The organism is Streptomyces sp. NPDC088745 (assembly GCF_044751045.1).
Taxonomy (GTDB): Bacteria; Actinomycetota; Actinomycetes; order Streptomycetales; family Streptomycetaceae; genus Streptomyces; species Streptomyces cremeus.
The window spans coordinates 221,345-241,286 of sequence record NZ_JBIVLB010000004.1; the positions used below are offsets into that span (position 1 = coordinate 221,345).

15 protein-coding genes and 1 pseudogene are annotated in these 19,942 nt (G+C 73.3%); 11 read left to right on the top strand and 5 right to left on the bottom strand.

The window, feature by feature from the left end; genetic code table 11:
* Positions 1 to 97 precede the first annotated feature (97 nt).
* The 4 genes from ACIP93_RS13855 to ACIP93_RS13870 all read left to right on the top strand — a co-directional run bounded on the left by ACIP93_RS13855 (position 98) and on the right by ACIP93_RS13870 (position 7,140).
* Complete coding sequence (locus ACIP93_RS13855; RefSeq protein WP_401758270.1) at positions 98 to 3,166, top strand: DUF4132 domain-containing protein; 3,069 nt, start codon at positions 98 to 100, stop codon at positions 3,164 to 3,166.
* A 77-nt stretch (positions 3,167 to 3,243) separates the two neighbouring features.
* A complete protein-coding gene (locus ACIP93_RS13860; RefSeq protein WP_345217540.1) occupies positions 3,244 to 4,476 on the top strand; it encodes an arginine deiminase in 1,233 nt (410 codons plus the stop codon).
* Between the two features lie 85 nt (positions 4,477 to 4,561).
* The gene (gene argF, locus ACIP93_RS13865; RefSeq protein ID WP_401758274.1) at positions 4,562 to 5,593 is read left to right on the top strand and encodes an ornithine carbamoyltransferase; all 1,032 of its coding nucleotides are present in this window, start codon (positions 4,562 to 4,564) and stop codon (positions 5,591 to 5,593) included.
* A gap of 125 nt (positions 5,594 to 5,718) precedes the next feature.
* Complete coding sequence (locus tag ACIP93_RS13870) at positions 5,719 to 7,140, top strand: amino acid permease (RefSeq protein ID WP_401758277.1); 1,422 nt, start codon at positions 5,719 to 5,721, stop codon at positions 7,138 to 7,140.
* Positions 7,141 to 7,170: 30 nt separating this feature from the next.
* Here the strand turns inward: ACIP93_RS13870 and ACIP93_RS13875 are convergent, their stop codons facing one another.
* Positions 7,171 to 7,620 carry an ATP-binding protein gene (locus tag ACIP93_RS13875; protein WP_401758280.1) on the bottom strand — a complete coding sequence of 150 codons (450 nt, stop codon included), beginning with the start codon at positions 7,618 to 7,620 and terminating at the stop codon, positions 7,171 to 7,173.
* Between the two features lie 258 nt (positions 7,621 to 7,878).
* Here ACIP93_RS13875 and ACIP93_RS13880 point away from each other — a divergent pair, with 258 nt between their 5' ends.
* Both ACIP93_RS13880 and ACIP93_RS13885 read left to right on the top strand, forming a co-directional pair.
* Positions 7,879 to 8,706 carry an enoyl-CoA hydratase family protein gene (locus tag ACIP93_RS13880; protein ID WP_345217547.1) on the top strand — a complete coding sequence of 276 codons (828 nt, stop codon included), beginning with the start codon at positions 7,879 to 7,881 and terminating at the stop codon, positions 8,704 to 8,706.
* A gap of 140 nt (positions 8,707 to 8,846) precedes the next feature.
* Positions 8,847 to 11,159, top strand: a complete 2,313-nt coding sequence (locus tag ACIP93_RS13885; RefSeq protein WP_401758832.1) for a bifunctional salicylyl-CoA 5-hydroxylase/oxidoreductase — start codon at positions 8,847 to 8,849, stop codon at positions 11,157 to 11,159.
* Here the strand turns inward: ACIP93_RS13885 and ACIP93_RS13890 are convergent.
* From ACIP93_RS13890 to ACIP93_RS13905, 4 genes are all read right to left on the bottom strand, one after another.
* Positions 11,101 to 11,508 (bottom strand): GNAT family N-acetyltransferase, encoded by a 408-nt coding sequence (locus ACIP93_RS13890; RefSeq protein WP_401758284.1) that lies wholly within the window; start codon positions 11,506 to 11,508, stop codon positions 11,101 to 11,103. The two genes, ACIP93_RS13885 and ACIP93_RS13890, sit on opposite strands and share 59 nt — an antisense overlap.
* Positions 11,509 to 12,018: a hypothetical protein gene (locus ACIP93_RS13895; RefSeq protein ID WP_401758287.1), complete on the bottom strand. Its 510-nt coding sequence runs from the start codon at positions 12,016 to 12,018 to the stop codon at positions 11,509 to 11,511.
* A gap of 62 nt (positions 12,019 to 12,080) precedes the next feature.
* Positions 12,081 to 12,950, bottom strand: coding sequence for a PaaX family transcriptional regulator C-terminal domain-containing protein (locus tag ACIP93_RS13900; protein WP_401758290.1), 870 nt, complete (start codon positions 12,948 to 12,950; stop codon positions 12,081 to 12,083).
* A 4-nt stretch (positions 12,951 to 12,954) separates the two neighbouring features.
* The gene (locus ACIP93_RS13905; RefSeq protein ID WP_401758835.1) at positions 12,955 to 14,667 is read right to left on the bottom strand and encodes an AMP-binding protein; all 1,713 of its coding nucleotides are present in this window, start codon (positions 14,665 to 14,667) and stop codon (positions 12,955 to 12,957) included.
* Positions 14,668 to 15,025: 358 nt separating this feature from the next.
* On the opposite strand from ACIP93_RS13905, the gene ACIP93_RS13910 reads away from it, so the two are divergent.
* The 5 genes and pseudogenes from ACIP93_RS13910 (at position 15,026) to ACIP93_RS13930 (ending at position 19,849) form a co-directional block, all read left to right on the top strand.
* Entirely contained in the window at positions 15,026 to 16,153 is a 1,128-nt protein-coding gene (locus tag ACIP93_RS13910) for an acyl-CoA dehydrogenase family protein (protein ID WP_401758293.1), read from the top strand.
* Positions 16,150 to 16,575: pseudogene (locus ACIP93_RS13915) on the top strand (RidA family protein); the annotation flags it as partial. The gene ACIP93_RS13910 and the pseudogene ACIP93_RS13915, both read left to right, overlap by 4 nt.
* 106 nt (positions 16,576 to 16,681) lie before the next feature.
* On the top strand, positions 16,682 to 17,854 hold the full coding sequence (locus ACIP93_RS13920; protein WP_401758296.1) for an NAD(P)/FAD-dependent oxidoreductase: 1,173 nt from the start codon (positions 16,682 to 16,684) through the stop codon (positions 17,852 to 17,854).
* 167 nt (positions 17,855 to 18,021) lie between these two features.
* On the top strand, positions 18,022 to 18,366 hold the full coding sequence (locus ACIP93_RS13925; RefSeq protein WP_345217559.1) for a (2Fe-2S)-binding protein: 345 nt from the start codon (positions 18,022 to 18,024) through the stop codon (positions 18,364 to 18,366).
* A gap of 148 nt (positions 18,367 to 18,514) precedes the next feature.
* Positions 18,515 to 19,849: an NAD(P)/FAD-dependent oxidoreductase gene (locus tag ACIP93_RS13930; protein WP_401758838.1), complete on the top strand. Its 1,335-nt coding sequence runs from the start codon at positions 18,515 to 18,517 to the stop codon at positions 19,847 to 19,849.
* The last annotated feature ends 93 nt before the right edge of the window (positions 19,850 to 19,942 follow it).

Genomic DNA, 19,942 nt, shown 5'->3' on the forward strand with positions numbered 1-19,942 from the left:
GTGTGATCACTCGCTCGAACCGGGCGGGTGATCACACCTCCTGTGGTTCCGTGCGGGACCGCTCGGGGAAGCACGACGACGCACGGGGGCGCGGGTCATGGGGGACCAGAAGAGCTGGACACCGGTCGGCGGTTACGAGGTCACGCTCGACGTGTACGCGGAACCCGTCCCGCGGATCCGCTGCCGCAACGCGGCGGGGCGCGAACTGAAGAAACTGCCGCCCGCCCTGAAGAAACAGGCCGCGGTCCTCGAACTGGCCGCGCTCGGCGACTGGCTGGCCGACCACGCGGCCGACGCCCGCACCCGGGTCGAGACCTGGATGGCCCGTTCCCTGCCCGTGCCCGCCGCGCTGATCCGCGCCGTGTGGAGCGACCCGTACTGGCAACGTGCCCTGCGGTACGCGGTCGTGGCCCCGTACCGCGCGGGCGAGATGAGCCGCGCGGGCCTGCTCATCGGCATCGGACCCGACCACACTCTGCGCGTGGCCTCCCCGGAGGGCGAGTTCACCCTCACCGACACGGTCCTGACCTTCCCGCACCCGGTCCTCCTGGACCCGCGCGGCACCGGACGCCTCGACCGGTGGCTCGACCTGCTCGACACCTTCGGCGGCGAGCAGCACATCGAACAGCTCCACCGCACGGTGTGGGTCCGCCCCGACGCCACCCCGGGGCACCGCGAGCCCCGGCGCCACGGCATCGCCGCCTTCCGCAACGGCGACTACTCCAACGGCGCCCGCTTCGAACGCGTCATCACCCCGCACGGCGGGCGCATCAGCGGCGAGACCGCCCACTTCCGCGTCCCCGTCGCCGGACACACCTACGACATGCGGCTCGACCTGCGCTACCAGGGGCCCGAGTCCCCCGTCTCCGTCAACCACTGCTTCTGGGACGACGCCCGCGAGCGCACCGGTCTCGGCGCGTACGACACGGTGCCCAGGGTGGCCTGGTCCGAAGGCATCCGGATGCTCGCCGACGTCTACGACCAGCACGACGACCCCTACAACGGCCCGCACGCCCGCACCCCGCTGCCCGCCGACGCCACGGCCGCCTATCAGGAGTTCCTGGTGGCCTGCGCCGCCTACGCGGCGACCGGGCCGGAACCCGCCGAACCGGCCGCCCGGCCCGTCGGGCCCGCACCCGACGAAGCCCTGCTCCGCCAAGGCGCCGTCCTGCCTGCGAAGGACGCCCCCGACGACGGCCAGGAGCCGTTGACGGCGCGCTGTCACGACGGCGAACCGTTCGACGAAGGACACCGGCTCGTGCGGCTCGTCCCCGCCCGCGCGGGGCATGCCGAGGACGTGGTCGCACGCGCCCTCGGGCTGACCCCCGAAGGCGGCGAGGGCACGCCGGTGGGCCGGGTGCGCAAGGAGCCCCTCGGCTTCCTCGCCCGCGTCTGCGTCGCCCACCCCGCCCTGGCCCGCGACGCGATGGCACTGCTCACCCCGCTGCGCGCGTGCGCCGCACTGGCACCCGCCAAACCGGGCCGGGCCGGCGACCAGTTCGCCAGAACGGCCGCGAAGGCCACCGCGCACTGCCCCGCTCTCCTGCCCCACGCCCTGGACGAGGCCGCCCGGATCGTCGCGGGCGCGGGCAGCGCGACGGCGGCCCGGCCCCTGTTCACGGCGGCGCGGGCGGCCGAGCGGAAACTGGGCGCACCCGTGGACGAGGAAGCCCGGCAGGCCCTGCTGGCGGAGTTCGTGTCGCTGGGCGCCGTCACCGTCAAGGAGCTGACCGCCCGCCGCCGGGAAGTCGCCGCCCGCACGTCCGCCGAGCGGGCCGTCGCCGGGTACCGCAGCCTGGTGCGCACCTGGTGCCGGACCGGCCGGGACCTCTCCGACACCTTCGCCGCCGAGCTGGCCCGGGGCGCCGGCCGGACACTGCCCGCCGACGACGAGCACACGGAGATCCTCGCCGCCCTGCTGCGCGGCGGGGCCATGGACACGTGCGCCCCCGCCGTCTGGGACGCGTGGCAGCCCGTGCTGCGCAGGCTGCTGGCCGAGGACCCGGAGACCGCGGTGCCCGCCCTGCTGAAGACCGTGTCCGCACCGCGCGGCAAGACCGCCGCCGCGGTGTCCCGGACGGCCGCGTCCTGGCTGACGTACCTGGAGGACGTGGGCGTCCTGCACCGGCTCACCGGAGTGGGCGATGAGCCCCTGCCGCTCGACGACACCCACCGGTGGCTGACCCTGTTCCTGCACCGGTACGCGGGCATGGAGCTGCCGGTGGCCGGACTGGACGCAGTCCTCGCCGCGATCGCCGGACGGACCCGCGACGCGGGCCGCACGCGCGACCCCTGGGAGGGGGCCCGGCGGCGCGGCTCGGCCGTCGGCCATGTCGGGCTGCGGCTGGACCTGGCGGTGCTGATGGTCAGGGCGGGCATGCCGCTGGCCGAACCGCCCGGGACCGGGTGGCGCCGCATGCACCTCGTGGAGTGGATGGCCGCCCACGGCACGGACGAGGTCGTCGCCCTCCTCGACGCCCCCGTCCTCCGCGAGCGGATCCTGAACGAGCTGACGCTGCGGGCCCGCGAGGACCTCCACTTCGCCGGCGCACGGCACGAACTGGTGCTCTTTCCCGAGGCGGCCGTGCGGCTGGCCGCGTGCGCGCCGCTGCGGGAATGGGCCACGGCACTGCTGGCCGAGCAGGTGCGGCGGCTCGCGGAAGGCGGCGGGGACATGCTGCTCGCGTTCCAGGAACTGCTCCAGCACGTCGAGCCGTTCGTCCACGCGGGCGTGGGGGAGCCGTTCGCGGTGGCGGTGCGCACCGCACTCGACACCGATCCGGCGCGGGTGCTGGCCCAGACCCTCGCCACCCGGTGCGCGAACACCGCGCACCCGGCGGGAGGCGACGAGAGCCCCGCCGGCCCCTGCCCGGTGGGCGGCTTGACCACCGAGCGGGCCGGCGGACTGCTGGCCTCGGTCGGGGAGGAGCTGCGGGCACTGTGCGCGGCGGACTTCGACAAGGCGCCCGCGGGGCGTACCGGCCGCTACCTCAAACTCGACCAGCCGCGCCTCCAGGAGCTGCTGGAGGCGTTGATCGCGCAGCACCTTCCGGGACTGGCCGACCCGTGGTGCCGTCAGCGGTTCGCCGGGGCGCTGACCTCGGTGGTCGCCTGCGAGGTGTGGCAGCGGAGCCTGCGCACACCGGCCCGGGACCTGGTGGGGTGAGGTACGGGGAGGAACATGTTCGAGGCCGGAGCGGTGTTCGACGGGTGAAGCGGGGTTCGGACGGTCAGGATTGAGCCATGGGATTCCACGTCGACTCCGAGACCGGGCGGCTGCGCCGCGTCATCCTCCACCGCCCCGACCTCGAACTGAAGCGCCTGACCCCCAGCAACAAGGACGCACTCCTCTTCGACGACGTGCTCTGGGTGCGTCGGGCCCGGCAGGAGCACGACGGGTTCGCGGACGTGCTGCGCGACCGGGGAGTGGAGGTGCACCTCTTCGGCGACCTCCTCACCGAGGCGCTGGAGCTGCCCGAGGCGAGACGGCTCGTACTGGACCGGGTCTTCGACGAGAAGGAGTACGGGCCGCTCGCCACCGACCACCTGCGGGCCGCGTTCGACGAGCTGCCCGACACCGAGCTCTGCGAGGCACTCGTCGGCGGAATGACCAAGCGGGAGTACCTGGAGCGGCACCCGGAACCGACGTCGGTGCGCTTCCACGTCATGGACCTGGACGACTTCCTCCTGCGCCCGCTGCCCAACCACCTCTTCACCCGCGACACCTCCGCCTGGATCTACGACGGGGTGTCCATCAACGCGATGCGCTGGCCCGCCCGGCAGCGCGAGACCGTGCACTTCGAGGCGATCTACAAGCACCACCCCCTGTTCACCGGACCGGCCGCGGGCGCCTTCCACACCTGGTCGCAGGGGCAGAGCGACTACCCCTCCACCATCGAGGGCGGCGACGTCCTGGTCATCGGCAACGGCGCCGTACTCATCGGGATGAGCGAGCGGACCACCCCGCAGGCCGTGGAGATGCTGGCCCGAGGACTGTTCGCCGCCGGGTCGGCGCAGACGATCGTGGCCCTCGACATGCCCAAGCGCCGGGCCTTCATGCACCTCGACACCGTCATGACGATGGTCGACGGCGACACCTTCACCCAGTACGCGGGGCTCGGCATGCTCCGCTCGTACACCATCGAACCCGGTGTCGGCGAACACGAACTCAAGGTCACCGACCACCCGGCGGAGCACATGCACCGCGCGATCGCCGCCGCCCTTGGCCTGGACTCCGTCCGCGTCCTGACCGCCACACAGGATGTACATGCGGCCGAGCGGGAGCAGTGGGACGACGGCTGCAACGTCCTCGCGGTGGAGCCGGGCGTGGTCGTGGCATACGAAAGGAATGTGACCACCAACACCCACCTGCGGAAACAAGGCATCGAAGTGATCGAGATCCGGGGCAGCGAGCTGGGCAGGGGGCGTGGCGGACCGCGGTGCATGAGCTGCCCGATCGAACGTGAGGCCGTATAGTGATGCGCTTCCTCGTATATGGTTTCACTGTTCGCGCGACTCCTCGTGCTCGTACAGTCCGCCCGTCGCCCCCTGGAGCGTCCCCATGACGTCATTTCTCGAAGGCCGCCACTCCCTGAAGGGCCGCCACTTCCTCAAGGAGACCGATTTCAGCGCCGCGGAGTTCCGCGGGCTGGTCGACCTCGCCGCCGAACTCAAGGCGGCCCGGAAGAACGGCACCGAAGTGCAGTGGCTGCGCGGCCGCAACATCGCGCTGATCTTCGAGAAGACGTCCACCCGCACCCGCTGCGCCTTCGAGGTCGCCGCCGCCGACCAGGGCGCGTCGACCACCTACCTCGACCCCGCGGGCTCACAGCTCGGGCACAAGGAGTCGGCGAAGGACACCGCACGCGTACTGGGCCGGATGTTCGACGGCATCGAGTACCGGGGCGACGCCCAGGCGACCGTCGAGGAACTGGCCGCGCACGCCGGGGTGCCGGTCTTCAACGGCCTCACCGACGACTGGCACCCCACCCAGATGCTCGCCGACGTGCTCACCATGACCGAGCACAGCGACAAGCCCCTGGAGCGCATCGCCTTCGCCTACCTCGGCGACGCCCGCTTCAACATGGGCAACTCCTACCTCGTCACCGGCGCCCTCCTCGGCATGGACGTGCGCATCGTCGCCCCGCGCGCCTACTGGCCCGCCGAGGAGATCGTCGCGCAGGCCCGCAAGCTCGCCGAGGAATCCGGCGCCCGTATCACCCTCACCGAGGAGATCGACGAGGGCGTGCACGGCTCCGACTTCGTCGTCACCGACGTCTGGGTGTCCATGGGCGAGCCCAAGGAGGTCTGGGCCGAGCGCATCGAAGCCCTCGCCCCGTACGCCGTGACCATGGACGTCCTGCGCGCCACCGGCAACCCGGACGTGAAGTTCCTGCACTGCCTGCCGGCCTTCCACGACCTCGGCACTAAGGTCGGCCGCGAGATCCACGAGCAGTACGGCCTGACCTCACTCGAAGTCACCGACGAGGTCTTCGAGTCCGCGCACTCCGTCGTCTTCGACGAGGCCGAGAACCGCCTGCACACCATCAAGGCAGTGCTGGTCGCGACCATGGCCGACGTCACGACTGAATAGCGATACGCCCGATTGGGTGAATATGCGATGCAATGACTACCATTGCGTTGCTTGATGGGGTTCGGGCGCACCTGCCCGGACCCCATCTGCTCTGTCACCCGGGCACCAGAGAGAAGAACCACCCCATGCGACGCATCAAGTCACCCGACCTCCTCGTCGCCGAATCCGGCGCCGACCTGGAGGGCCACGGCCTGAGGCGCACCATGGGACTCTTCCAGCTCGTGTGCTTCGGCGTCGGCGCCATCGTCGGCACCGGCATCTTCGTCGGCCTCTCCGACAGCGTCGCCGAAGCCGGCCCCGCCGTCGTCGTCTCCTTCGTGCTCGCCGCGATCACCTGCGTCTTCACCGCGTTCTCGTTCGCCGAACTCGGCAGCGCGATCCCCGTCTCCGGCAGCTCCTACTCCTTCGCGTACGCCACCCTCGGCGAGCGCATCGCCTTCCTGACCGGCTGGTGCCTGCTGCTGGAGTACGGCATCTCCGTCTCGGCCGTCGCCGTCGGCTGGGGCCAGTACCTCAACGAACTCCTCGACGGCCTCATCGGCCGGCAGCTCCCCGCCGCGCTCTCCAACCCGCCCGGCGACGGCGGCGTCGTCAACATCCCCGCCGTCGTCGTCATGCTGCTCGCCGCACTGCTGCTGGTGCGCGGCGTCCGCGAGAGCGCCCGCGCCACCGCCGTGATGGCCGTCGTGAAGATCGCCGTGCTCATCCTGTTCTGCGCGATCGCCTTCACCGCGTTCAGTTCCGAGAACCTCTCGCCGTTCGCCGCGCACGGACTGATGGGCGTCACCTCCGGAGCCTCCGTCGCGTTCTTCTCGTACATCGGCTTCGACGCGATCACCACGGCCGGTGAAGAGGTCAAGAACCCGCGCCGGAACATCCCGCTCGCGATCATGATCTGCATCGGCGTGGCCACCCTGCTCTACTGCCTGGTCGCGATCGCCGCCATCGGCGCCATGTCCGCCGCCGACGTCGCCTCCCGGCCCGCCGCGCTCTCCCTGATCGTCGACAACGTCACCGGCTCCACCCTCGGCGGCGGCATCATCGCCTTCGGCGCGGTCGTCGCCATCGCCTCCGTCGTGCTCGCCGTGCTGTACGGACAGACCCGCATCCTGATGTCGATGTCCCGCGACGGCCTCATTCCGCGGATCTTCGAACGCATCTCGCCGAAGACCTCGACACCGGTCGCCAACACCTGGATCGCCACCGCCGTGTTCGCCGTCCCGGCGGCGGTCGTCCCGCTCGACGTCGTCATGAACCTCACGACCATCGGCACCCTCGCCGTCATGGCCGTCGTCAACATCGCGGTCATCGCACTGCGCCGCCGCAACCCGGACCTCCAGCGGTCCTTCCGGGTGCCGCTCTTCCCCGCCCTGCCGGTGCTGGGCGTGCTGTTCTGCCTCTACCTGATCTACGGAACGGGCTGGCGGACATGGCTCCAGTTCGGCGCGTTCCTGCTCGTCGGGTCGCTGGTGTACGCCCTCTACGGGCACCGGCACTCGCGGCTCGGGGCGGCGCAGGACCGGGGCGCGGTGGGGGAGCGGACCTAGCGGGGGCGTTCACGGGGCGGGCTTCGGGGGTCAGTGCGGCGCGGGGAGACGGAACCAGACCGCCTTGCCCGAATCCGTACGCCGGTGTCCGCAGTCCGAGCTGAGCGTACGGATCAACAGCAGACCGCGACCGTGCTCCTGCCAGGGGTCGGGGCACTGATCGGCCTCGGAGGACTCCAGGTTGCCCGGCGGCCCCGGGTCGCCGTCGTGCACCTCGACCTGGCACCCCGTCGGCAGCAGCTCCACCACCAGCTCGATCGGGGCGGAGCCACTGGTGTGCTCGACGGCGTTCGCCACGAGTTCGGCGGTCAGCAGCTCGGCCGTATCGCTGTCCGCGGCCGGAGCCTCCAATTCCGCCAACGCCGTACGGATCAGGGCACGGGCCATCGGCACCGCGGCCGGTGAGTGCGGCAGCTCGATGCGCCAGGAGGTGGGGCGACCGGGCGCGGAGCCGGAGGGAGGACCAGAGGCAGGGGGCAAGGCGTCGTCCGTTCGGGAAGCAGATTTCCTGCGTTCAACGGTACGAAGCGAAAGGCTGTTCCAGTAGGGCCGCTCGCCGTCAATGGTTGGGACCTGCGCCACAGTCCTTCGGGACCATGGGGGGTGAGCCGGCCCGTACGACCTTCTCACAGGTGTCCGGGAGTGCCGCCCAGTACTGCTTTATCGCGTACTCGTGACGGGAGTCACGGACCGGTGATAGCTTCGGAGAACTGGCACCGGCACCGGGAGGCTGCGCCCATGAGCCCGTTCCTCAGCTCCGCCCAGCGCACCGAGAAGTGGCGCCACCTGCGGCTGGCCCTCGACGAAGGAGTCGCGACCGTCACCCTCGCCCGCCCGGACAAGCTGAACGCGCTGACCTTCGGCGCGTACGCCGACCTGCGCGACCTCCTCGCCGAACTCGCCCGGGAACGTTCCGTGCGCGCACTGGTGCTGGCGGGGGAGGGGCGCGGGTTCTGCTCGGGCGGCGACGTGGACGAGATCATTGGGGCGACGCTGTCCATGGACACCGGGCAGCTCCTCGACTTCAACCGGATGACGGGGCAGGTCGTACGGGCGCTGCGGGAATGCCCGTTCCCGGTGATCGCCGCCGTGCACGGGGTGGCGGCCGGCGCGGGAGCGGTCCTCGCGCTCGCGGCGGACTTCCGGATCGCCGACCCGACGGCCAAGTTCGCCTTCCTCTTCACCAAGGTCGGGCTGTCCGGCGGCGACATGGGCGCCGCCTACCTGCTGCCGCGGGTCGTCGGACTCGGCCACGCCACCCGGCTGCTGATGCTCGGTGAACCGGTGCGTGCGCCGGAGGCCGAGCGGATCGGGCTGCTCAGCGAGCTGACCGAGGAGGGACAGGCCGACCGCCGCGCCGCCGCACTGGCCAGGCGGCTCGCCGACGGCCCCGCCCTCGCGCACGCCCAGACCAAGGCCCTGCTCACCGCCGAACTCGACATGCCGCTCGCCGCCGCCGTCGAGCTGGACGCCGCCACCCAGGCGCTGCTGATGAACGGGGAGGACTACGCCGAGTTCCACGCCGCGTTCACGGAGAAGCGGGCGCCGAAGTGGCGGGGGCGCTGACGGTGACCACTTCTTCCTCCGGGGGCCCCCTCCCCCCCTCCCCCCGCCCCCCCACCCCCTCCGCCCTCCCACCCACCCCAGCCCCCACCCCGGCCCCCACCCCCACCCCAACCCCCCACCCCCCGCTCCGTGTCGCCGTCATCGGCGGCGGGCCCGGCGGGCTCTACGCCGCCGCGCTGCTCAAGCGGCTCGATCCGGCCCGTGCGGTCACCGTCTGGGAGCGGGGCGCTCCCGACGACACCTTCGGGTTCGGCGTCGTCCTGTCCGACGAGACGCTCGGCGGCATCGAGCACGCCGACCCCGAGGTGTACCGGGCGCTCACCGCCGAGTTCGTCCGGTGGGACGACATCGACGTCGTGCACCGCGGCCGCCGCCTCACCTCCGGCGGGCACGGCTTCGCCGCTCTCGGCCGGCGCAGGCTGCTGGAGGTCCTGCACGCCCGCTGCCGTTCGCTCGGCGTCGAGCTCCGCATCCGTACCGAGGCCCCGCCCGCCGCCGAACTGGCCACCGCGTACGACCTGGTGATCGCCGCCGACGGGGTGCACAGCCTCACCCGGCAGGCCCACGCCGACGTGTTCGGACCCCGCATCACCTCCCACCGCTGCCGGTACATCTGGCTCGCCGCCGACTTCGCCTTCGACGCGTTCCGTTTCGAGATCGCGGAGACCGAGCACGGGGTGATGCAACTGCACGGCTACCCCTATGCGAAGGACGCCTCGACCGTCATCGTCGAGATGCGCGAGGAGGTCTGGCGGGCCGCCGGGCTCGACACCTGTGACGAGGCCGCGTCCGTCGAACGCTGCGCCAAGCTCTTCGCCGACGCCCTCGGCGGCCGTCCCCTCAGGGGCAACAACTCCTCCTGGATCGCTTTCCGCACGGTCGTCAACGACCGGTGGTCGTACGGCAACACCGTTCTGCTCGGCGATGCCGCCCACACCGCCCACTTCTCCATCGGCTCCGGCACCAAGCTCGCCGTCGAGGACGCCCTCGCCCTCGCCGCCTGCATCGAGGAACAGCCCGGGCTGCCGGCTGCGCTCGCCGCCTACGAGGCCGAGCGTCGGCCCGTCGTCACCTCGACGCAGCGGGCGGCGGCCGCCAGCCTGCGCTGGTTCGAGGACCTGTCCGGATACGTCCACCAGCCGCCCCGGCAGTTCGCGTTCAACCTCCTCACCCGCAGCCGTCGGGTCACCCACGACAACCTGCGTCTGCGCGACAGCGCCTTCACCGAGGCCGTCGCGGCGGACTTCGGCTGCCCCTCGCCCGGCACTCCACCGATGTTCACCTCCTTCCGGCTCCGCGAACTGACCCTGCGCAACCGTGTCGTCGTCTCCCCCATGGACATGTACTCCGCCGAGAACGGCGTCCCCGGCGACTTCCACCTCGTCCACCTCGGCTCCCGCGCCCTCGGCGGCGCCGGACTCGTCATGACCGAGATGGTCTGCGTCAGCCCCGAGGGCCGCATCACCCCCGGCTGCACCGGGCTCTACACCCCCGAACAGGCCACCGCCTGGCGGCGGATCACCGACTTCGTGCACCGGCAGAGCCCCGGCACCGCCATCGGCGTCCAGCTCGGCCACTCCGGGCGCAAGGGCTCCACCAAGCTGATGTGGGACGGCATCGACCAGCCGCTCGACGCCACCGACACCGAGACCAACTGGCCCCTGGTCGCGCCCTCCCCGCTGCCCTACCGGCCCGGCGTCAACCAGGTCCCGGCCCAGCTCGACCGCTCCGGCCTCATCGACATCCGCGAACAGTTCGCCGCCTCCGCCCGGCGCGCCGTCCGCTGCGGCTTCGACCTCCTCGAACTCCACTGCGCCCACGGCTACCTGCTCTCCGGTTTCCTCTCCCCTCTCACCAACCGGCGCACCGATGCCTACGGCGGAAGCCTCGCCCGCCGTCTCCGCTTCCCCCTCGAAGTCTTCGACGCCGTCCGGGGCGTCTGGCCCGACGGCAAACCCATGACCGTCCGCATCTCCGCCACCGACTGGGCCGAGGGCGGCACCACCGAGGAGGAGGCCGTCGAGATCGCCCGCGCCTTCGCCGAGCACGGCGCCGACGCCATCGACGTCTCCACCGGCCAGGTCGTCCCCGACGAGGCCCCCGAGTTCGGCCGCTCCTACCAGACGCCCTACGCCGACCGCATCCGCAACACCCTCGGCGTACCGGTGATCGCCGTCGGCGCGATCTCCTCCTGGGACGACGTCAACTCCCTTCTCCTCGCGGGCCGCGCCGACCTCTGCGCCCTCGCCCGGCCCCACCTCTACGACCCCCACTGGACCCTGCACGCCGCCGCCGAACAGGACTACTCCGGCCCCGGCGCCCCCTGGCCCCCGCCCTACCGGGCCGGCAGCCGCAAGCCGCCGACCGGCCGCACCGACGGCCCCAAACCCCGCCTCAGCCTGCACGCACCCCCGGGGCCGCCCAGTCCGCGGCGGGCCCGTCCGGCACCGTGAGGACCACCCGCGTCGACACCTCCTCGAAGCCGAGCCGCTGATACATCCGGTTGCTGACGGGGTTCGCCGTGTCCGCGAACAGCAGCACCTCCTCGGCCCCGGCCGCCACGGCGGCCGCACTCAGGTCCGCCGTGACCGCCGCCGCGTAGCCGTTCCCGCGCAGCGCGGGCGGGGTGTAGACCAGGGACAGCCGCACCGTGCCCTCGGCGGGGAGCGTGACGCCGGCCATCGACACCGGTGTGCCCCCGGGGTCCTCCCACACGCGCAGGCCCCCGTGCCGCACCCGCTCGTCGACGACGGCCTCCGCGCGGTTCCCGGGCTGCCCCGTGTCCGCGGCGAACGCCCGCACCTACTCCACCAGGACCTCGCGGTCCTCCCGGGTCGCGCGCCGGGCCCGCCCCGCGGGCAGCCGGGGCGGCGGCACCAACTCGGCCAGCCGGTACAGCCGGTGCTCGACCCCGCGCCGCAGGCCACCGGACCCCGCACCGGCCGACTCCGTCCAGGCCGCGGCCGCTTCCGCCGCCGCCTCGCTCTCCACGTGCAGGCCGGTGACATCGCGGCCGCCCGGGGCCGCGCCGTCACCCAGCGCCCGTACCAGCGGGCGGACCGCGTCCCGGGGCACGGCACTCAGCAGTACCGGCTCCGGCGGGGTCCATATCAGCGCCCCGTCCACGACTCCGTCGGCCGGACGCCGCCACCAGCCGAAGAGCGGCGGCTCCTCGCCGTAGGCGTCCATTCCCCGCCGGACCAGCGTCGCCGACACCGTCAGCAGCAGTGTGTCGCGCACCGGCCGGGACGCCAGCGACTCATGCGCCGCGTCGAGGAACTCCTTGAGGTCTTCCGTGAAAGTCCAGGTCATGCCTCATCATGCGCAGGCGGTCGAGAAGTGTGCGCGTGGATGTCCACAGGCGTCGACGTTTGTCATACGAAGGGGGCTTTCGGTTCCGTGGGGTCCCGCACTCCCCGCACGAACCGCGCCCCGGTGTCCCGCAACCGGGCATGCAGCTCCGCGAACACCCGCGCCGACCGTCCCCCGGGCCAGTCCTGCGGCAGCAGTTCGGCGGGCAGACCGGGGTCCGTGTAGGGCAGCCGCCGCCAGGAGTCGAGCGCCAACAGGTAGTCCCGGTAGGCCCGCTCCGGTTCGGGCACGTCCGAGGCCGCCCCCGCCTCCCACCTGCGCAGCACCGGCTCGTGCCGCTCCAGGAACGCATGGTGCAGGCCGGCGATCTCCGGCAGGTCCCACCACCGCGCCACCGAGTCCCGCGTCGCCGCGAACCCCAGGTGATCGCCCCGGAACAGCTCCACGTACTCGGCGAGCTGCAGCCGCCGCAGCGTGTGCCGCGTCTCCTCGTACAGGCCGCCGGGCGCGATCCACACCCCCGGCGCCGCCGTCCCGAAACCCAGCCGTGCCAGCCGCGAACGCAGTACGTGCCGCTTGGCGCGCTCGGCCTCCGGCACGGAGAACACCGCCAGCACCCACCCGTCCGCCAGGCGGGGCCGCGTACCGGCGTAAATGCGGCGGTCCCCGTCGTCCAGCAGTTGGCGGGCGTCGCCGGACAGCGCGTATCCGGCCGCGCCCTCGGGCGTGCGCGCCGCCTCCAGCAGCCCGCGCCTCTTCAGGCGCGAGACCGCCGACCGCACGGACGGCGCGTCCACCCCCACCGCCGCGAGCAGCCGGATCAGCGCCGCGACGGGCAGCGGCCCGTCACCGGTGCCGGGCCCGGCGCCGTCACGCCCGTAGGCGCCGTACAGCGTGATGATCAGTGAGCGAGGAGCGTGCGGGTCAGCCACGCGATCACTGTACGGTCCCGGGGTCGCCCGGAAGCCCGGCGCCCGGGTCCTCCGGAGGCCCGGCCCACGGCACGGCGGCGACGGGTGCGGCCCCGGCCGCGTCCCGCAGCCGGAAGCGCTGGAGCTTGCCCGTGGGGGTGCGCGGCAGCACGTCCAGGAAGACGAACTCGCGCGGGCACTTGTACGGCACCAGCTCCCCCTGCACGAAGTCCCGCAGCCGCGCCGCCGTCTCCTCGCCGCACGCCGTTCCCGCCCGCAGCACCGCGTACGCGACGACCACCTGCCCGCGCAGTTCGTCGGCCCGGCCGACCACCGCCGCCTCCAGGACGTCGGGGTGGCGCAGCAGCGCGTCCTCGACCTCGGGGCCCGCGATGTTGCATCCGGCGGAGACGATCATGTCGTCCGCGCGCGCCACATAGCGGAAGTAGCCCTCCGCGTCGCGCACGTAGGTGTCGCCGGTGAGGTTCCAGCCGTGCCGTACGTACACCCGCTGGCGCTCGTCCGCGAGATAGCGGCAGCCCACCGGGCCGCGCACCGCGAGCAGCCCGGGTTCGCCGTCCGGCACCTCGTGCCCGTCCGCGTCCAGCACGCGCGCCTGCCAGCCCGGCACCGGCTTCCCGGTGGTGCCGGGACGGATGTCGTCGTCCGCCGCGGAGATGAAGATGTGCAGGAGTTCGGTCGCGCCGATGCCGTTGATGATGCGTACGCCCGTCCGCTCGTACCAGCCCTGCCAGGTCGCCGACGGAAGGTTCTCGCCCGCCGACACGCACCGGCGCAGCGCGCTCAGGTCGTGCTTGGCCTTCGGGTCCGCCAGCGCGTCCAGCATGATCCGGTACGCGGTCGGCGCGGTGAACAGCACCGACACCTGGTGCTCGGCCAGCGCCGGCAGCAGCTCGCGCGGCCCGGCCTGTTCCAGCAGCAGAGTGGAGGCGCCCACCCGCAGGGGGAAGACCACCAGGCCGCCGAGCCCGAAGGTGAAGCCGAGCGGCGGGCTCCCCGCGAACACGTCGTCCGGCTCCGGGCGCAGTACGTACCGCGCGAAGGTGTCCGCGATCGCCAGCACGTCGCGGTGGAAGTGCATGCACCCCTTGGGGCGGCCCGTCGTTCCCGAGGTGAACGCGATCAGCGCCACGTCGTCCGCCGACGTGGCGACCGCCTCGTACCGTGCCGGTTTGATCGCCGCCTGCCGCACCAGATCGTCCGGCGCGTCCCCGGCGAACGCCGTGATCCGCAGCCCCGGCACCTGTGCCTTCGTCAGGTCGTCCATCGCCCGTACGTCGCACAGGGCATGGCTGACCTGCGCCATCTCGCAGATCGTGGCCAGCTCGGGGGCCCGCTGCTGTGCCAGTACGGTGACCGCCACCGCACCCGCCTTCATCACGGCGAGCCAGCAGGCCACCAGCCAGGGCGTGCTCGGGCCGCGCAGCAGGACACGGTTGCCCGGCACGATCCCCAGGTCGCCGGTGAGCACGTGCGCGATCTGGTCGGTGTGCTCGCGCAGTTCGCCGTACGACCAGACCTCGCCGGCGAGGGTGCGCAGGGCGGGCCGGTCCGACCGGAACTCCTCCAGCGGGCGGTCGACCAGCTCGGCACCGCAGTTGAGCCGTGCGGGGTACTGGAGTTCCGGCAGCTCGAAGAGGAACTCCGGCCACTGCTCGACGGGCGGCAGATGGTCGCGCGGAAAGGTGTCGGTGTGGGCCGAGGGGTGCAGCTCCATGGCCATGACGGGTTGGCCCCCTTGCAGCGAGCAGTCCGGGTTGCGGCTGACGGTCTGACGGGTGGGTGGTCCTGCCGTGCGGTGGTACGGATGCGGTGGGACGGTGTTTCGCCGGGTGGAACAAGGCGGGGTGCGAGGCGCTCGGTGCGGAATGCCGGTGGCGCGGTGCGAGAGGCGGAATGCCGGTGGCGCGGTGCGAGAGGCGGAATGCCGGTGGCGCGGTGCGGGGTGAGGGTGCCGATGGCGCATGGATGCGGGCGGTCGCCTGTGGTACGGGCCCTCCCGAGCGTATCGTGACCGTGACGACAGTCAACGGTCCGCGATAAACGCGGTGTGCGCGAGCTGAGAGGGGCCGCAGATGCCCGGATTCGCCCTGGAACCGCAGCAGCGCGAGTGGTGCGAGGAACTGCGCGCGCTCGCCACGGACCGCTTGCGCCCGCTCGCCGAGAAGGGCGAGCCGGGCCGCCTGAACCGCCCGCTGATCGCCGCCCTCGGCGAACTCGGCCTGCTGGAGCGCCTGTTCTCCGCCGGCGCGCTCGACCTCTGCCTCATGCGGGAGTCCCTCGCCCACGGCTGCACGGAGGCGGAGACGGCCCTCGCGCTCCAGGGGCTCGGCGCCTCCCCGGTCGCCCGCGCGGGCACCGACGCACAGCGCGAACGCTGGCTGCCGGGGGTGCGGGAGGGCCGCATCGTCGCCGGATTCGCGCTGAGCGAGCCGGGCGCCGGCTCGGACGCGGCGGCCCTGGACCTGCGGGCCGAGCCGGCGGCCGGTGCCGAGGGGAAGGGCGGCGGCTGGCTCCTGACCGGCGAGAAGCGCTGGATCTCCAACGCCCCCCACGCCGACTTCTACACCGTCTTCGCCCGTACGACACCGGGTGCGGGCGCGCGCGGCATCACCGCGTTCCTGGTGCCCGCCGACCGCCCCGGACTCACCGGCACCGCGCTCGACATGCTCTCCCCGCACCCCATCGGCGCGCTCGCCCTCGACCGCGTGCACGTGACGCCCGAGGACGTCATCGGCGTGCCGGACAGGGGATTCCGGGTCGCCATGGACACCCTGAACCTCTTCCGCCCCAGCGTGGGCGCGTTCGCGGTCGGCATGGCGCAGGCCGCGCTCGACGCCACGCTCGCGCACACCGCCACCCGCACCGCCTTCGGCGGGCCCCTGAAGCACCTCCAGTCCGTCGCCCACCAGGTCGCCGAGATGGCCACCCGCACCGAGGCCGCCCGGCTGCTCGTCTACGCGGCCGCCGCCGCGTACGACAGGAACGAACCGGGCGTGCCCAGGAGTTCCGCCATGGCGAAACTCTTCGCCACCGAGACCGCCCAGTACGTCGTGGACGCCGCCGTCCAACTGCACGGCGCGCGCGCCCTCCAGCGCGGCCACCTGCTGGAACACCTCTACCGGGAGGTGCGCGCACCCCGCATCTACGAGGGCGCCACCGAGGTTCAGCGCACCATCATCGCGAAGGAGCTGTACGCATGACGCACCCCTCCGGCCCCTCCGCCGGGCATCTCAGGCGACACAACCCCGCCGAACTCTCCCCGCCCCACGGTTTCTCGCACGCCGTCAGCGTCGCCGCCACCGGCTCCCGGCTGGTGTTCCTCGCCGGGCAGACCGCCCTCGACGGGGCGGGCGCGGTGGTCGGCGAGACACTGGCCGACCAGTTCGAGACGGCCCTCACCAATCTGCTGGCCGCCCTCGCCGACGCCGGGGGCGCCCCCGCCGACCTGGTCCGGGTGACCGTCTACGCCACCGATGTCGCCGACTACCGGAAGCACGCCCCCGAACTCGGGCGCGTCTGGCGGCGGTTGGTCGGACGCGACTACCCCGCCATGGCCGTGATCGGCGCGGTGCGGCTGTGGGACGCACAAGCGCTCGTGGAGCTGGACGGCATCGCCGTGCTGTCCGGCGCCGAGGGGCCGAGGGAACCCGCGCGGTCTGAGGGGGAGTCGGGCGCCAGGGGGAACAAGAACCCTTGGCACCCTCGGTGTTGTGTGACATATTACTGACGTGTTCACGAGACACCCCTTTGATGTTGTCGTCGTCGGAGCCGGAGTGGTCGGCGCGGCCTGCGCCTTCTACGCCGCCCGCTCCGGCCTGAGCGTCGTCGTCGTCGACAGCGGCCCCGTCGCGGGCGGCACGACCGGCGCGGGCGAGGGCAACCTGCTCGTCTCCGACAAGGAGCCGGGACCCGAACTCGACCTCGCGCTGCTGTCCACAAGACTGTGGCGCGAGCTGGCCGAGGAATTCCCCGGGCGGATCGAGTACGAGCCCAAGGGCGGCCTCGTCGTCGCCGCCACACAACCGGGGCTCGCCGCCCTGCGCACCTTCGCCGCCGCCCAGCGCGAAAGCGGTGTGACCTGCGAGGACGTCGGCTCCCTGCACGACCTCGAACCCCATCTCGCCCCCGGCCTCGCCGGTGGCGCGCACTACCCGCAGGACGCCCAGGTCCAGCCCGCGCTCGCCGCCGCCCACCTGCTCAGGGCCTCCGGGGCACAGCTCAGGCTGGGCGAGGAGGTCACGGCCGTCCTGCGCGGCCCCGACGGTGCGGTACGCGGTGTGCGCACCCCGCGCGGGGAGATCCTCGCCCCGGCCGTCGTCAACGCCGCCGGGACCTGGGGCGGCCGGATCGCCGCCCTCGCCGGGGCCGAGCTGCCGGTGCTGCCCCGGCGGGGCTTCGTCCTGGTCACCGAGCCGCTGCCGCGTGTCGTACGGCGCAAGGTGTACGCGGCCGACTACGTCGCCGACGTGGCCAGCGGGTCCGCCGCGCTCCAGACCTCGGCCGTGGTGGAGGGCACCGCCGCCGGTCCCGTGCTCATCGGGGCGAGCCGGGAGCGGGTCGGGTTCGACCGCTCGCTGTCGGTGGAAGTGCTGCGCAGGCTGGCGCGGCAGGCGGGGGAGCTGTTCCCGGTGCTGAAGGGGGTGCGGGTGATGCGGACGTATCACGGGTTCCGGCCGTACCTGCCGGACCACCTCCCGGCGATCGGCGCGGACGCGCGCGTACCCGGCCTCTTCCAGGCGTGCGGGCACGAGGGCGCGGGGGTCGGGCTGGCGCCCGCGACCGGGCTGTTCGTGGCGCGGGCGCTCACGGGCGAGACACCGGAACTGGCGCGGGCCTTCCGGCCGGAGAGGTTCGGGGTGGGAGCGGGGGCCGGTGCGGGCGCGAACGCGGGGGCGGAGTGACGGCGGGTGTGGGGTGACGGTCGCGGGTGGGGTGACGGCGGGGTGTGGGCGGCCGGCGGTCAGGGTCCGCGCCGCTCCGGATGCCCCGCCGCACCCACCGCGTCCCGCCCTCACCGCCCCGCCCCCGGCACTTCGCCCGCCATCCCCCGCCGACCGAAAGGCTGGACATGACCACCCGCGACCACCGCCCCCGCAGCACGCACCGCACCCCTCTCGGCCTCGCCGACGCGGCCCCCGGGCCCGCCTTCGAGATCACCCTCGACGGCCGCCCCCTTCCCGCCCTCCCCGGGCAGAGCGTCGCCGCAGCCCTCTGGGCCGCCGGGATCCTGTCCTGGCGCACCACCCGCCGCGACGGGCGGCCCCGCGGGGCCTTCTGCGGAATCGGCTCCTGTTACGACTGCCTCGCCACCGTCAACTCCCGGCCCAACCAACGCGCTTGTCTCGTCCCGGCCCGCCCGGGAGACGCCGTCACCACCCAGGAAGGAACCGGACGTGCCGACCTCGCCGTCTGACGACGCCGTCCCAGCCGCTCCGCGCGCCGGCGACCCGTCCGCCGGTGCTCCGCACAGCGGCGCCCCGTACGACAGCGCTTCGCGCGACAGCTCCCCGTACACCGGCACCCCGTACGATCTCGCCGTCGTCGGGGCCGGCCCCGCCGGGCTGGCGGCCGCCGTCGCCGCGGGGCGGCTCGGCCTGCGGGTGGCCCTGCTGGACTCCGCGGCCCGCACCGGCGGCCAGTTCTACCGGCACCCCGCCCCCGGCCTGAACGCCCGCCGCCCCCAGGCCCTGCACCACGCCTGGCAGGCGTACGCCGGCCGGGCACGGCGGCTGGCGGCGCTCGTCGCCGCAGGACGCGTCGCCCACCTCGCCGAACACCACGTCTGGGCCGTCACCGGCGCGGTGGGGGAGTGGTCGGTGCACACCGCCCTCGGCCCCGACGGGGCAGGGGAACGCCGTACCGTACGGGCCGCCAAACTCCTGCTCGCCACCGGGGCCCACGAACGCCAGCTCCCCTTCCCCGGCTGGACCCTGCCCGGCGTCGTCGGAGCCGGTGGCGCGCAGGCCGTGCTCAAGGCCGGGCTCGTCCTGCCCGGACGCCGGATCGTCGTCGCCGGGAGCGGGCCGCTGCTGCTCGCCGTGGCCGGATCGCTCGCCGCCGCCGGGGCGGAGGTGCCGACGGTCGTCGAGGCGAGCGGTTACGTCGGGTACGCCCGCCGTCCCGGAGCCCTCGCCGCCAACCCCGGCAAGCTCGCCGAAGGGGCGGTGCACGGCATCGGGCTCCTCCGGCACCGCATCCCCGTGCGCACGCGGGCCGCCGTCACCGAAGTGCACGGCAAGGACCGCGTCGAGGCCGTCACCGTCATGCGCCTCGACCACGACTGGCGGCCCGTCCCCGGCACCGGGAAGCAGATTGCCTGCGACGCCCTCGCCGTCGGCCACGGCCTCGTCCCGCAGCTCGAACCCGCCACCGGAATCGGCTGCGCCACCCGCCTGACGCCCGACGGCACCCACGCCCTGGTCGTCGACGAGAGGCAGCGCACCACCGTCCCCGGCATCTGGACGGCGGGGGAGACCGGAGGAGTCGGCGGGGCCGAACTGGCGATGGTGGAGGGCGAGTTGGCCGCCCTCGACATCGCCGGCAGGCAGGGACCCGGACGGGAGTCCCGCGCCCGGCGCCGCGACCGGCTGCGCCGCTTCGCCGACGCCATGGCCGTGGCGCACGCCCCCCGCCCCGGCTGGACCGCCTGGCTCGGCGACGACACCGACGTCTGCCGCTGCGAGGAAGTCACCGCGGGCGAGGTACGGGAGGCCGTCGGGGAACTCGGGGCGAAGGACGCCCGTACCGTCAAACTCCTCACCCGCGCCGGAATGGGCTGGTGCCAGGGCCGGATGTGCGGCCCCGCCGTCGACTGCCTGACGGGCGGCGCGGGCGGCACCGCCCCGCGCCGCCCGCTCGCCTGCCCCGTCACGCTGGAACGACTGGCGGAAGGCTGACCGGGGCAACACGGCATCGTCGCGGGCCAGTTAGCGCCCGGGCCCTCTTGCCGGATCCATCCGCATCTCAATAAAATGTCACACCTCACACTA